Origin of the sequence: Rhodococcus sp. R1101, from assembly GCF_000278445.1 — a bacterium.
Lineage (GTDB): Bacteria > Actinomycetota > Actinomycetes > Mycobacteriales > Mycobacteriaceae > Rhodococcus > Rhodococcus gordoniae.
The window spans coordinates 1-13,316 of sequence record NZ_AJVB01000063.1 but is presented as its reverse complement, the minus strand read 5'-3'; the positions used below and the strand labels follow the sequence as shown (position 1 = coordinate 13,316).

Genomic DNA, 13,316 nt, shown 5'->3' with positions numbered 1-13,316 from the left:
TCCGTCCGATCGGGACCGCCGAGATGCGAAAGAGATCCGTCCGGCGGTGCGGCTCGGGGGCTGTCCGCGTCTCGGGCGAGGTGGACATTCCGGGTGTGCAAGATCATCTGTTGTGGGTACCCCGATGGGGTGCCGGTACTTCAAAAAGCTCACGATTCGTTGAAATTGCGCACGTCACCGGGGATCTTCTTCTCGTCCGCGATCATCGCGCTGCTCTTCGTCGTAGTGACGATCGCCTTCACCGACAGCGTCGATTCGATCTTCAGTGCTGCGTCCAGCTGGATCATGACGAATCTCGGATGGTTCTACATCCTGGGCGTCACGACCTTCCTGCTGTTCCTCGTCGGAATCGCCTTCACTCACTACGGCCGGGTCCGGCTCGGCGGTGACGACGAACGGCCGGAGCATTCGACCCTGGCGTGGTTCGCCATGTTGTTCGCGGCCGGTATCGGCACCATTCTCATGTTCTGGGGCGTGGCAGAACCGATCTCGCACTTCGCGAACCCACCCATGCAGGACGTCGAGCCGCAGTCGGTGGAGGCTGCGGAAGAAGCCATGGGCTTCGCGCTCTACCATTTCGGGCTGCACACCTGGACCATCTTCGCGCTGCCCGGCCTGGGCTTCGGCTACTTCATCTACAAGCGGCACCTGCCGCCGCGCGTCAGCTCGATCTTCGCGCCCCTGCTCGGGGGCCGTATCTACGGCCCCATCGGCAAGACCATCGACGTCGTGGCGATCATCGGTACGATCTTCGGTGTCGCGACCTCGGTCGGCCTGGGCACCCTGCAGATCAACGCCGGTCTCGCGCAGCTGTTCGACATTCAGGAATCCGGGATCATCCAGATCGCGCTCATCGCGGTCGTGACGGTGATGGCGGGCGTCTCGGTGGCTCTCGGTCTCGACAAGGGCATCAAACGCCTGTCCAACATCAACATCGGCATGGCCGTGATGCTGCTGGTCTTCGTGCTCGTCACCGGTCCGAGCCTGTTCCTGCTCGAGGGCATGATCGAATCGGCCGGCATCTACGCCGAGGCCCTGCCGCGGCTGGCGTTCTGGACCGATACCTTCGCCGACTCCGGCTGGCAGAACACCTGGACGGTCTTCTACTGGGCGTGGACCATCACGTGGTCGCCTTTCGTCGGTATCTTCATCGCCCGCATCTCCCGAGGCCGGACCATCCGCGAGTTCGTCGGCGGTGTCCTCGGTCTGCCCGTGCTGTTCTCGGTGATCTGGTTCAGCATCTTCGGGATGGGTTCGTTCCACATCGAACTCGAGGGCAACGGCGGTCTCGTCGAACGGGTCGTGGACGACGGCGACATCCCGGGTGCGCTGTTCGAGTTCCTCGGAAACTTCCCGCTCACCGGCCTGGTCTCGGGGATCGCGATCATCCTGGTGGTGATCTTCTTCGTGACCTCGGTGGACTCGACCGCCATGGTGCTCGACATGATGGCCTCCGGCCACGAGGAGAAGGCGCCCATCCACCAGCGTCTGTTCTGGGCGGTGCTCATGGGCCTGGTCGCCGCGACCATGCTCGTCGCGACCGGCAAGGACGGCCTGGACGCACTTCAGCAGGTCATCACCGTGGTGGGTCTGCCGTTCTTCGTGATGGGCTTCGTCATGATGTACAGCCTCGTGCGCGGTATCCGTGAGGACCTCGGCGAACGGCCGGAACCGGTCACCCGGCAGTGGCCGGAGGTGCGGTCCGCCGAAGACCTCGAGGCGGCCGAGGAACTACCGGCCCCCGAGGTCGTCGTCCGGACGCGGGCCATCCCCGACGAGAGCGGGGACGACGGAACCGGTGCCGAGGACGCCGGCATCGCGAAGGTACACGCGGACGAACTCAAGGCGCTCGGAGCGCGGGGGAGCGGCGCGCATGCACGGGAAAACCAGGGCACGACGGCCCTGAAGGACGACTGACAGGAGCGGGCCGGGCCGCCCCGTCGGGGATCGGGCCCGGTCGGCCCGGTCGGAGGAAAGAGGCCCGATCAGCCGATATGGCGGGACAACCGGGCGGACATCCGGGGCTTCAGCTCGCCGTCGGCGGTGACGCGCTCCTCGACGTAGGCGAGGTCGCCACCGTCGACGATGCCGTAGAGGCGCTTCGCTCCGCCGACGACCTCACCGGACTTGGTGCGGATCACCACGTCGGTCGCCAGCTCCCACGAGGACTGCGTGAGGGCGGTGCCGTAGAACAGCTCGACGACGCCGGAGCTGTGCGTCAGCAGCAGTTCGAGCGTCTCGGGATCGTCGCTGTCGGGTGCGCCCGTTCCGGACACACGCCAGAAGCCGCTCTCGCGCCGATCCTCGCCCGCGTAGGCACCCGATTCGTCGAGACGCCACGAACGCGCCTCCCACACGAGATACGGGCCGCCGTTGTGCGCGACGGTGATCTGCTGACCGAACGGGTAGTCGCCGGTCTCGGGATCGTTGGCTTCGCCCTCGCCGCGCCACACCCCGACCAGCGGCAGGACGGCGAGGAGGGCGGGGTTCAGGTCGGGGCCGAGCCGCAGGTTCGCGGTGTCCTCGGCGCCCGGGAGCCCGGACAGGACGGGGATGTTCAGCTCGGCGGTGAGGCGAGCGCGTTCGGCGGCGCGGGCGATCGCCTCGTCGCCGCTACGCCGCGTACCGTCCGATCCGCCGTTCGTCACGATCCGTCGGAGACGACACGGTAGATGGTGTAGAGCGCAAACCAGGTGATGAGCAGCGCTGCGGCGACCAGCAGGATTTCGAAGAAGATGACCACGCGGTCATTCTAGACGGCGGCTCTTCCGGTACGACGAAGGGCTCCGCTCCTGATGGAGCAGAGCCCTTCGTGAGTGTTCCGGTCGTGCTACTTCGCGACCGTCACATCGACGTTGTGCACGCCGGGAGCGGTGGGGCTCACGGTGGAGGTGCCGTTGCCGGAGCTCGACAGAGCGCGGATCTTCCAGTCGCCGGGAGCGGCGAAGAAACGGAAGTCGCCGGTCGCCGAAGCGACGACCTCGGCCGTGAACTCGTCGGTGCCGTCGAGCAGGCGCACGAACGCGCCGCCCACGGGCTCACCGTCGGCGTTCAGGACGCGGCCGGTGATGACCGTCTCCTTCTCGGTGTCCACGCCGGCGGGCAGGGTCTGGGTCTGGACGGGTGCTCCACACATGTTCAGTTGACCTCCAGTTCGATCGGGGCGCCGACGAGCGAGCCGTACTCGACCCAGCTGCCGTCGTAGTTCTTCACATTCTGCTTGCCGAGGATCTCCTGCAGCACGAACCAGGTGTGGCTCGAGCGCTCACCGATACGGCAGTAGGCGATGGTCTCCTTGCTGTCGTCGAAGCCCTTCTCGGCGTACAGCTTCTCGAGTTCCTCGTCGGACTTGAAGGTGCCGTCCTCGTTGGCGGTGGTGCTCCACGGGATGTTGATGGCACCGGGGACGTGGCCGCGCTGCTGCGCCTGCTCCTGCGGCAGGTGGGCCGGAGCGAGGATCTTGCCGGAGAACTCGTCGGGCGAACGCACGTCGACGATGTTCTTGGTGCCGATCGAGTCGATGACCTCGTCGCGGAAGGCGCGGATGGAGTAGTCGGGCTCGGCGGCCTTGTACTCGGTGGCCGGACGGGTGACCTCGTCCTTCGACAGCGGACGGCCGTCGAGCTCCCACTTCTTGCGGCCGCCGTCGACGAGCTTGACGTCCTGGTGGCCGTACAGCGTGAAGTACCAGTAGGCGTACGCCGCGAACCAGTTGTTGTTGCCGCCGTACAGCACGACCGTGTCGTCGTTCGCGATGCCCTTGCGCGAGAGGAGCTCGGAGAACTGCTCGCGGTTCAGGAAGTCGCGGCGGACGCCGTCCTGCAGGTCCTTGCGCCAGTCGAGCTTGACGGCACCTTCGATGTGGCCACCGTCGTAGGCGCTGGTGTCCTCGTCGACCTCGACGAAAACGGTCTTCGGCGCGTGGAGGTTCTGCTCTGCCCAGTCTGCGGAGACCAGGACGTCGGAGCGAGCCATGGGTGTTCCTTTCGGTGAGGGAATCGGGAGGTGTGCGGGACCGGAACCCGGGCGGGCTCCGTGCCGGTGGAGGTGAGGGTGTCGAGTCCGGTGACCGCCGGTCAGGCGGGCACGCGACGCATCCGAGCGACCAACGGGTGGATCCGGCAGCCGAGACACACGCCGAAGGCGGCGTTGAGCAGTGCCGCGAACAGCGCGAAGCCGGCCGCCACCGAGCCCACGACGGTCGCGCCGGCGAAGAACGCGACGGTTCCGACGAGGGCGAAGACGAATCCGACGAGCTGCGCGAACCGCAGCGGCTCCACCGGCTCGGTCTCGATCGGAGCACCGAGGCGGGGAGCGACGAGCCGCGCGAACAGGGCACCGTACGGGCTGCGTCGCGGGCCGAGTGCCGCTCCGAGAGCGAACACGATCGTCTGCAGGGCCAGGAGTACGGATGCAGCGACGGGAGAGAAGGCGGCGACGATCAGGACGACGACGAGGACGCCGGTCGTGATCCAGGCCGCGAATCGGGGGCCGCGCACGTCGACCTGCCGTCCGGGCGTGCCGGAAGTGGATACGGACATGGAGAAGCTCCTGCTGGATTCTGATTCGCTGGGCGGAGGCGACGTACTACCGCGGGGCGACGTATCGGTGGAAGCGGCGTCAGCCGCAGCGTCGGGACGAACCCGCCGACACGTTCAGCAGGGACAACAACAGCCACCGAGGCGGCACAGATCGACTGCGCGGCGTCGGGTGAGCATCAGCTCGTGGCGGTTCTGCACGCGAGGGAGTTTAACCCACGTCACCGTGGTCGGGGGACCCCCGGGATCACAACGACGCGAGTGCTGTGCGCAAGTCGTCGGCCGTCGGAACGCCGGACGCGCGGAACCGCTCGCGCCCGTCGCCGTCGAAGACGAACGTGGTGGGCAACGAGAGGACTCCGAGTTTCCGTGCCAGGGCGGGATTTTCGTCGAAATCGAGCTCGACCTCGCGGGCCGGGCCGCCGGCGCGGTCCAGAACCTGCACGACGACACGTCGCACCGCCGCACACGGTCCGCACCAGGGTGCCGAGAAGTGCAGGACCACCGGAACACCGTCCCCGATTCCCGCCGTGGCGAGCGCGGGATCGAGTTCGTGGGTCCCGGCCGGTGCGTCGACGCCGACGGCGCGGAGTCTGCCGGAACGGGTGCGCAGGGCCGTGCCCACCACCAGTGTGGCGACTGTCACGACCATGAGGACGATCACTGCGATCATGCCGGGCTCTGCACCTCCTGCAGATCGATGACGGCGTCGCGGGCCTCACCTTCGATGACGATCCGGGAGCCGCGCGCCTCGACGAAGGTGGGCCGGACTCCGAACGGCAGATTCTGCGGTTCGATCGTCGTCGTGAACAGTCCCAGCACCGCCGGCTTCAGGATGTCGGGCACCGAGAAGTCGGCGCGTCCCTCGGGGCCGAAGTAGAGATCCGACGCGACGATGTGGACGCGGTCGCCGTCGAGCACCAGATCGGCCTGGACGCTGACCGTGGCCTCCACCGGTCCGACGGGCACCGTTCCGGTGAGGACGACCCCGCCGGCCGTCGTCGGCCCGGAGCCACCGGATCCGCCCGTGCCGTCGGACTTGTTCGCCGGCGGAGCGGAAACCTGCAGGTCGGGGATGCCGTAGAGCTGTCCGAGTTCGGTGGCGTCGAGCATGACCCGGCCGTACAACAGGTCGACGGGCACGGTCCGGATCGACCCGTCGAGCAGTTCGCCGGCCTCGGCGTGCGCACCGATCAGATTGGCCTCGACGGTGATGTCCCCGAGCAGATCGGTATGGACGTTGTCGGCCACGATCTCGACGTTCTCGTAGTGACCGTTGCGGGCCTGGAGGAGGAAGGGAAACCCGTGGATGGTCACCGCCGGATCGGATTCGAGAACGCCACCCTCCCGCAGCGCACGCGAGACGCGGTATTCCGACCACGCCGCCGCGCCGAAATCGGCGAGGACCGCGAGTCCGAGCAGGACTACGAGACCGAAGATCAGTTTGCGCACGCCCACCATTGTGTCGGATGCGCCGGCGGCCGGACCGAGCCCGTCCGCTCGGACGCCGCCCACGGAATTGTCGTGCTTACATAGCGGTAACAATCGGGGCGTTACCCTGTTGCACGACGTTGACGACCCCTATCCGCGCTGGTCGCGCGAAGAACTGGAGGCCCGGTGGAGCTGCTCCTTCTGACCTCCGACCCGAATCCGGATGCGGTCCTGCCGTCGCTCACGCTGCTCCCGCATTCGGTCAGGCCGGCTCCCACAGAGGTATCGTCGCTGCTCGAAGCAGGTTCCGCGGACATCGCGATCGTCGATGCCCGCACCGATCTCGCGGCAGCGCGAGGGTTGTGCCGCTTGCTGGGCAGTACCGGCTCGGCCGTACCGGTCGTCGCCGTGCTCACCGAGGGCGGACTCGTGGCCGTCAACCCCGAATGGGGACTCGACGACATCCTGCTGTCCACCACGGGACCGGCCGAGCTCGATGCACGCCTGCGGCTGCTGATCGGCCGCTCGGGAGTCGCGGTGGGGCCGGAGAACACGGGCAAGATCACCCTCGGCGAACTCACCATCGACGAGGGCACCTACACCGCCCGCCTGCGCGGACGTCCGCTCGACCTCACGTACAAGGAGTTCGAGCTCCTCAAGTACCTCGCCCAGCACGCGGGCCGGGTGTTCACCCGCGCCCAGCTGCTGCAGGAGGTCTGGGGTTACGACTTCTTCGGTGGCACCCGCACCGTCGACGTCCACGTCCGGCGCCTGCGCGCGAAGCTCGGCCCCGAGCACGAAGCACTGATCGGAACCGTCCGCAACGTCGGCTACAAGGCGGTGCGTCCGTCCACCAGGGCCGGCAAGGGCGGCACTGTCACTCCCGACGTCGACGACGACGATGTGGACGACACGCTTCTCGACGACCCGCGGATCCCGCATTCCGGCACGGGGGACACCGGCGCAGGGGACTCCGGGGCACAATTCGTTCCGTGAGCACCGATACGGAATTCGTCGACCTCCCGTCCGCCGAGCAGGCCGAAGCCGTGCGCGCCGTGTTGTCCCGGGCAACACAGGCCGACGGCACCGCGCCGATCTCCGAGCAGGCGGTACATTCCCTCGGCCGGGAAGGCTCGGCCCGGCATCTCGTCGCGCTCGCGGACGACGGTGCCGTGACCGGCTACGCGAACGTCGTGCCTGCTCAGGACGGTCATCCTGCGATGGCGGAGATCGTCGTCGACCCGTCGCGGCGCGGCCGTGGACTGGGCCGCGAACTCGTCGGACGTGCACTCGCCGAAGGTGGCGACGGCACCCGTGTCTGGGCGCACGGCGATCTGCCTGCCGCGCAGGCGGTGGCGCGACATCTCGGTCTGACGGGAGTGCGCGAACTCCTCCAGTTGCGTCGCCCGCTCACCGAGGACGATCTTCCCGCTCTCGAGGTCCCCGAGTCGGTGCAGTTGCGCACCTACGGCGGCCCGGAAGACGACGCCGAGTTGCTCCGCGTCAATGCCGCGGCGTTCGAATGGCATCCCGAGCAGGGCCGCTGGACGGCCGCCGACGTGGAGGAACGCCGACGCGAGTCGTGGTTCGATCCCGAAGGTCTGTTCCTCGCGTTCGACCCCGCCGAGCGCGATCGACTGCTCGGCTTCCACTGGACCAAGGTGCACCCGGCCACCGCATCCGACCCGGAGCTCGGCGAGGTCTACGTGGTGGGCATCGACCCGTCCGCCCAGGGCCGTGGGCTCGGTCGCCTGCTCACCCTCGCGGGTCTGCACTACCTCCGCGATCGCGGTCTGCCCGGAGTCCTGCTCTACGTCGAAGGCGACAACACCGCGGCGCTGAACACCTACGGCAAGCTCGGCTTCGAGCGGTTCCACGTGGATGTCGCCTACGCCCGGAAGTGAACACCTCCGTTCCCCACGAAGGTGAACACCGCCCACCCGACACACCGGATCCGGATGAAGTTCGAGTGATGGTCGCAACACCATCGCCAGGTGTATCCGGCGTGTTCATCCCGCGTTAACCTACGGTCGTCCGAGTGTCCACCGATTCCTCCTACCTTCTCTAACGGGTCGAGTACTGCCGACCCGGCGCCGGCACGGCCCGCGCCACGATGCCGCCGCCGTTCGGCGCCGCGGTCGTGTGAAGTTACTTCCGGAGGAGAACAGGTGAACCTCAAGCGCAATGGCGCCCTGCTCGGTGTTGTGGCCGCGGGAGCCCTCACGCTCGCTGCGTGCGGTAGCGACAACAACGCCGGATCGGTAGACGTCGACGCGTCCGCGTCCGCCGCGGCCTGCGACGGCAAGTCCAACCTCTCGGGTGCGGGCTCGTCGGCGCAGAAGAACGCGATGGACCAGTTCGTCTCCACCTACATCGCCGTGTGCTCCGAGAAGGACGCGACCGTCAACGTCGCGTACAACCCCACCGGTTCGGGTGACGGCCGCACGCAGTTCATCGCGAACCAGATCGACTTCGCCGGTTCGGACTCGGCCATCAAGGACGAGCAGGCAGCGCAGGCCGCCGAGCGTTGCGCCGGAAACCCGGCGTGGAACCTGCCCCTGGTCTTCGGCCCGGTCGCGCTGGCCTACAACGTCGAGGGCGTCGACGATCTCGTGCTCGACGCCGAGACCGCCGCCAAGATCTTCAACGGCTCGATCACCAAGTGGAACGATCCGGCCATCGCCGCGCTCAACGAGGGTGCCGCGCTGCCGGACGCGAACATCACCCCGATCGTCCGCTCCGACTCGTCGGGCACGACGGACAACTTCCAGCAGTACCTGGAGACCGCCTCGAACGGTGCCTGGACCAGCGGGGCCGGTTCCGACTTCACCGGTGGTGTCGGTGAGGGCGCGAAGGGCTCGGCGGGTGTCGCGCAGGCCGTCTCCGGTTCGCCCAACTCGATCACCTACGTCGAGAAGTCCTTCGCGGACCAGAACAACCTGAGCATCGCGAAGATCGACAACGGCTCCGGCCCGGTCGAGCTGAACGAGGAGACCGCCGGTAAGGCCATCGCGGGTGCCGAGTTCGTGCCGGCCTCCGAGGGCGACCTCACCCTCGACCTGTCGTCGATCTTCGGCAGCACCGAGGAAGGTGCCTACCCGCTCGTGCTGGCCACCTACGAGATCGTGTGCTCCGGCGGCTACGACGCCGACACCGCGGCCGCCGTCAAGTCGTTCCTGATCTCCGCTGCCAACGAGGGCCAGGAAGGCCTGTCCGAGCAGGGCTACGTCCCGCTGCCCGACACCTTCAAGAGCCGCCTCACCGAGTCGATCGACGCCATCGCCGCCGGATGACCGAGAGATCGCCCGGCCCCGAGTGACCGAGCGATCATCGACCCGCCCGTTCCTGACGAATACGCTGAGAAGGATTGCGAGCGCACATGAGTGACGCGCACAACACGTCGGTTCCCATCGCGGCCGACGAACCGACCCGCTCAGGAACGGGCGGTGTCACCGGCATCACGGAGGACACGATCAGCACCCCATCCCCATCCCCGGACCAGGCACGCAAGACCGTCGTGCGGCCGGGAGACCGAATCTTCAGCTCACTGGCATCGGGCTCCGCCGTCCTGATCTCGGTGATCATCGGCGCGATCGCGGTCTTCCTGGTCTGGCGCGCCGTCCCGGCGCTGCAGCGCAACCAGGTCAACTTCCTCACCAGCCGCGAGTGGATCACGCAGGACATCGCCGACATGGCGTTCGGTGTCCTCGATCTGTTCCAGGTGACGGTGCTCGTCTCGTTCTTCGCGCTGTTCCTCGCGATGCCCGTCGCACTGGGCATCGCGATCTTCCTCACCTCCTACTGCCCCGATCGGCTCCGGAAACCGCTGGCGTACGTCATCGATCTGCTCGCCGCGGTCCCCTCGATCGTCTACGGCCTGTGGGGCATGCTCGTCCTCGCCCCGTTCCTGCGCCCCGTGGCGGAATGGCTCAACACCGATCTCGGCTGGTTCCCGCTGTTCGCCACAGGCAGCGGTTCCATCGTGGGCGGCGGAACGATCTTCACCGCCGGCATCGTCCTCGCCGTGATGATCCTGCCGACGATCGCCGCGGTCAGCCGCGAGGTGTTCGTCCAGACCCCGGTGGCCCACATCGAAGGCGCTCTCGCGCTCGGAGCGACCCGTTGGGAGGTCGTGCGGACGACCGTCATCCCGTTCGGCAAGTCCGGCTACATCAGCGGATCGATGCTCGGCCTCGGCCGCGCGCTCGGCGAGACGATGGCGCTGTACCTCATCCTGCGCACCACCTCGCAGGCGTTCTCCTGGTCGCTGTTCGACGGCGGCGCGACGATCGCATCCAAGATCGCGCTCGGCTACGCCGAATTCAACAACGACATCCAGGCGGGTGCGTACATCGCCGCCGGCCTCGTGCTCTTCGTGCTCACCTTCGTGGTCAACGCCGCCGCGCGCATGATCGTCGCAGGAAAGAAGGACTGATCCATGTCGACCACCACGCTCACCTCTCCGGTCAAGAGCCCGGCCTTTCAGCGTGTCAGCGGACGTCGCCGCGCGAAGGACACCGCAGCCACGGTCCTCGTCACCCTCTCGGTCGTCGTCGCGCTGATCCCGCTCGCCTGGGTGCTGATCACGGTCGTCGCCAAGGGTCTTCCCGCGCTCGTGTCGCCGACCTGGTTCACGCACTCGCTGAGCGGACTGACGTCCTCGTCGATGGGCGGCGGCGTCTACCACGCTCTGGTCGGCACCCTCCTGCAGGGACTCGTGTGCGCGATCATCTCGATCCCACTCGGCGTCTTCGTGGCGATCTACCTCGTCGAGTACGCCGGCAGGTCCCGGCTCGGCCGGATCACGACGTTCATGGTCGACATCCTCAGCGGTGTCCCGTCGATCGTCGCGGCGCTGTTCATCTACGCCCTGTGGGTGTCCACCTTCGGCATGCCGAAGTCGGGTTTCGCGGTCTCGCTCTCGCTCGTGCTGCTCATGGTTCCGGTGGTCGTGCGCAGCACGGAGGAGATGCTCCGCATCGTCCCGCAGGATCTACGCGAGGCGTCCTACGCCCTCGGCGTGCCCAAATGGAAGACCATCGCGCGCATCGTGCTCCCCACCTCGCTCGCCGGCATCATCACCGGCATCATGCTCGCCCTCGCCCGCGTCATGGGTGAGACGGCGCCGCTGCTGATCCTCGTCGGCTACGCGCCCTTCATCAACTTCGGACTGTTCGGTGGCGAGCAGGGCACCCTCCCGGGTGTCATGGTCGCCGAGATGAACAACCCCACCGCCGCCGGTTCGCAGCGCATCTGGGGTGCCGCACTCACCCTGATCCTGGTCATCGCGATCCTCAACATCGCCGCCAAGTTGATCAGCCGGTACTCGCAGGTCGGCAAGAAGTAGTCCGCAGACTCTTTCTCACATCGATACACCAGTAGGGAGCCGGTAATGGCCAAACGTCTGGACCTCAAGGACGTCAACATCTACTACGGCAAGTTCCACGCCGTGGCCGACGTGACCCTGTCCGTGCCGCCGCGGAGCGTGACCGCCTTCATCGGCCCGTCCGGTTGCGGCAAGTCCACCGTGCTGCGGTCGCTCAATCGCATGCACGAGGTGACCCCCGGCGCCTATGTCGAGGGCTCGGTCCTCCTCGACGGTGAGGACATCTACGATCCGAACGTCGACCCGGTCGGCGTCCGAAAGACGATCGGCATGGTCTTCCAGCGGCCCAACCCGTTCCCCACGATGTCGATCCGCGACAACGTCGTGGCCGGCCTCAAGCTGCAGGGTGTGCGCGACAAGAAGACGCTCGACGAGATCGCCGAGAAGTCGCTGCGCGGCGCCAACCTGTGGAACGAAGTCAAGGACCGCCTCGACAAGCCGGGCGGCGGCCTGTCCGGCGGTCAGCAGCAGCGTCTGTGCATCGCCCGCGCGATCGCGGTGCAGCCCGACGTGCTGCTCATGGACGAACCGTGCTCGGCGCTCGACCCGATCTCCACGCTGGCCATCGAAGACCTGATCGGCGAGCTGAAGAAGGACTTCACCATCGTCATCGTCACGCACAACATGCAGCAGGCTGCGCGCGTGAGCGACCAGACGGCGTTCTTCAACCTCGAGGCGACGGGCCGCCCCGGCGGTCTGGTGGAGATCGACGACACCGAGAAGATCTTCTCCAATCCCAGCAAGAAGGCCACCGAGGACTACATCTCGGGCCGTTTCGGCTGAGCCTGCCCCCGACGTGCGAGACCCCGACCGGATTCGTCCGGTCGGGGTCTCGTCGGTTCGGAAGGTCCGTGACTCGAAGGTCAGTGACTCTCGGGGTAGACGGTCAGGCTGTCGACCTTCTCGACGAGCTGACGGATCTCCTCCTCGGTGGGGAGCTTGCCGGTCACGAGGAAGATCACCCGGCGACCCACCTCGACGGCGTGATCGGCGAAGCGCTCGTAGTAGCGGCCGAGCAGGGTGACGTCGACGGCCGCGGCGACGCCGTGCTCCCATTCGCGGTCCATGAGAACGGTGAACAGGTGACGATGCAGGTCGTCCATCGCCTCGTCCTCGTGGTGGAGGCGGGCGGCACGGGCGGGATCGCGGGTCTCGAGGATCTCGCGGGTCGCGGCACCGAGAGCCACCGCGATCCGTCCCATCTCGGCGAAGTACCCCTTCACCTCGTCCGGGAGCACATGATTGGGGTGACGCCGACGGGTCGCCTTCGCGATGTGCAGTGCGAGCGCACCCATGCGATCGATGTCGGCCACGATCTGGATCCCGCTGACCACGGCACGCAGGTCGCCGGCGACCGGACCCTGCAGCGCGAGAAGCTGGAACGCCTTCTCCTCGCAGATCGCGCCGAGTTCGGTGATCTTCTCGTGCTCGTCGATCACCTGCTCGGCGAGAGCGAGATCGGCTTCGAGAAGAGCTCTGGTGGACCGCTCCATCGCGGTTCCGGCGAGTCCGGCCATCTCCCCGAGGAGATCGCCGAGCTCACCCATCTGTTCGTTGTAGACGACGCGCATAATGGCACAGCCTACGACCTCGACCGGTCCGAACGGCGAGCATCGTATGAACCGCAGGTGAACGGCGTCGGCCGAACAGTGGCCTCTACGTGCACAGATCGTCGGCGGCGTTGGTGATCGCGAGATCCGCGGGAAGCTCCACCGACGACTCCGACCGGGTCTGGATCTTCGTCGGGGCGAGCGGCGTGCCTGCCGGGGTCGGAGCGACGACGGTGCCGTCGAAGCTGGTGCCCAGGACGATCTCCACGATGCTGCCGAGCTGGGCGGACGAAGGAGCTTCCTGTAGGACCGCCCCGGGGAAGGCCGAGGCGACGGTCGCGGCATCGGCTTCCTGCCCCGCACCGAAGCGGATCACGGTCTGGGTGCTCGTGCCCGATGCGTAGTTGCCGA

At 67.2% G+C, this 13,316-nt stretch carries 17 protein-coding genes; 7 read left to right on the top strand and 10 right to left on the bottom strand.

Features of this window, described 5'->3' with window-relative positions; genetic code table 11:
- Positions 1-149 precede the first annotated feature (149 nt).
- Positions 150-287, bottom strand: a complete 138-nt coding sequence (locus R1101_RS30880; protein WP_016932756.1) for a hypothetical protein — start codon at positions 285-287, stop codon at positions 150-152.
- Between R1101_RS30880 and R1101_RS0107070 the strand changes: the two genes are divergently transcribed.
- Positions 226-1,917 carry a BCCT family transporter gene (locus R1101_RS0107070; RefSeq protein ID WP_232284694.1) on the top strand — a complete coding sequence of 564 codons (1,692 nt, stop codon included), beginning with the start codon at positions 226-228 and terminating at the stop codon, positions 1,915-1,917. The genes R1101_RS30880 and R1101_RS0107070 overlap by 62 nt on opposite strands.
- Before the next feature lie 68 nt (positions 1,918-1,985).
- On the opposite strand, the gene R1101_RS0107065 is transcribed toward R1101_RS0107070, so the two are convergent.
- The 7 genes from R1101_RS0107065 to R1101_RS0107035 all read right to left on the bottom strand — a co-directional run bounded on the left by R1101_RS0107065 (position 1,986) and on the right by R1101_RS0107035 (position 5,990).
- On the bottom strand, positions 1,986-2,648 hold the full coding sequence (locus R1101_RS0107065; protein WP_016932754.1) for an FABP family protein: 663 nt from the start codon (positions 2,646-2,648) through the stop codon (positions 1,986-1,988).
- 182 nt (positions 2,649-2,830) lie between these two features.
- Positions 2,831-3,136 carry a DUF1416 domain-containing protein gene (locus R1101_RS0107055; protein WP_006551801.1) on the bottom strand — a complete coding sequence of 102 codons (306 nt, stop codon included), beginning with the start codon at positions 3,134-3,136 and terminating at the stop codon, positions 2,831-2,833.
- 2 nt (positions 3,137-3,138) lie between these two features.
- Positions 3,139-3,975 carry a sulfurtransferase gene (locus R1101_RS0107050; RefSeq protein WP_016932753.1) on the bottom strand — a complete coding sequence of 279 codons (837 nt, stop codon included), beginning with the start codon at positions 3,973-3,975 and terminating at the stop codon, positions 3,139-3,141.
- A gap of 101 nt (positions 3,976-4,076) precedes the next feature.
- The gene (locus tag R1101_RS0107045) at positions 4,077-4,541 is read right to left on the bottom strand and encodes a DUF4395 domain-containing protein (protein WP_016932752.1); all 465 of its coding nucleotides are present in this window, start codon (positions 4,539-4,541) and stop codon (positions 4,077-4,079) included.
- Positions 4,542-4,655: 114 nt separating this feature from the next.
- Positions 4,656-4,739: a putative leader peptide gene (locus R1101_RS31490; protein WP_363887211.1), complete on the bottom strand. Its 84-nt coding sequence runs from the start codon at positions 4,737-4,739 to the stop codon at positions 4,656-4,658.
- A 46-nt stretch (positions 4,740-4,785) separates the two neighbouring features.
- Positions 4,786-5,211 (bottom strand): thioredoxin family protein, encoded by a 426-nt coding sequence (locus R1101_RS0107040; RefSeq protein WP_016932751.1) that lies wholly within the window; start codon positions 5,209-5,211, stop codon positions 4,786-4,788.
- Positions 5,208-5,990: an LmeA family phospholipid-binding protein gene (locus tag R1101_RS0107035; RefSeq protein ID WP_026002977.1), complete on the bottom strand. Its 783-nt coding sequence runs from the start codon at positions 5,988-5,990 to the stop codon at positions 5,208-5,210. The genes R1101_RS0107040 and R1101_RS0107035 overlap by 4 nt, the downstream gene beginning before the upstream one ends.
- A 165-nt stretch (positions 5,991-6,155) precedes the next feature.
- Between R1101_RS0107035 and R1101_RS0107030 the strand changes: the two genes are divergently transcribed.
- From R1101_RS0107030 to pstB, 6 genes are all read left to right on the top strand, one after another.
- Positions 6,156-6,965, top strand: coding sequence for a winged helix-turn-helix transcriptional regulator (locus R1101_RS0107030; protein ID WP_016932749.1), 810 nt, complete (start codon positions 6,156-6,158; stop codon positions 6,963-6,965).
- The gene (gene mshD, locus R1101_RS0107025; protein ID WP_016932748.1) at positions 6,962-7,873 is read left to right on the top strand and encodes a mycothiol synthase; all 912 of its coding nucleotides are present in this window, start codon (positions 6,962-6,964) and stop codon (positions 7,871-7,873) included. The genes R1101_RS0107030 and mshD overlap by 4 nt, the downstream gene beginning before the upstream one ends.
- Positions 7,874-8,137: 264 nt before the next feature.
- Positions 8,138-9,262, top strand: a complete 1,125-nt coding sequence (gene pstS, locus R1101_RS0107020) for a phosphate ABC transporter substrate-binding protein PstS (RefSeq protein WP_016932747.1) — start codon at positions 8,138-8,140, stop codon at positions 9,260-9,262.
- An 86-nt stretch (positions 9,263-9,348) separates the two neighbouring features.
- Complete coding sequence (gene pstC, locus R1101_RS0107015) at positions 9,349-10,404, top strand: phosphate ABC transporter permease subunit PstC (protein WP_016932746.1); 1,056 nt, start codon at positions 9,349-9,351, stop codon at positions 10,402-10,404.
- A 3-nt stretch (positions 10,405-10,407) separates the two neighbouring features.
- Entirely contained in the window at positions 10,408-11,316 is a 909-nt protein-coding gene (pstA, locus tag R1101_RS0107010; protein ID WP_016932745.1) for a phosphate ABC transporter permease PstA, read from the top strand.
- A 45-nt stretch (positions 11,317-11,361) separates the two neighbouring features.
- On the top strand, positions 11,362-12,138 hold the full coding sequence (pstB, locus tag R1101_RS0107005) for a phosphate ABC transporter ATP-binding protein PstB (protein WP_016932744.1): 777 nt from the start codon (positions 11,362-11,364) through the stop codon (positions 12,136-12,138).
- 80 nt (positions 12,139-12,218) lie between these two features.
- On the opposite strand, the gene phoU is transcribed toward pstB, so the two are convergent.
- Both phoU and R1101_RS26050 read right to left on the bottom strand, forming a co-directional pair.
- Positions 12,219-12,926, bottom strand: coding sequence for a phosphate signaling complex protein PhoU (gene phoU, locus R1101_RS0107000; protein WP_016932743.1), 708 nt, complete (start codon positions 12,924-12,926; stop codon positions 12,219-12,221).
- An 85-nt stretch (positions 12,927-13,011) separates the two neighbouring features.
- Positions 13,012-13,316, bottom strand: a 305-nt coding sequence (locus R1101_RS26050) for a LytR C-terminal domain-containing protein (protein ID WP_037222393.1), incomplete at its 5' end; no start/stop codon positions are given.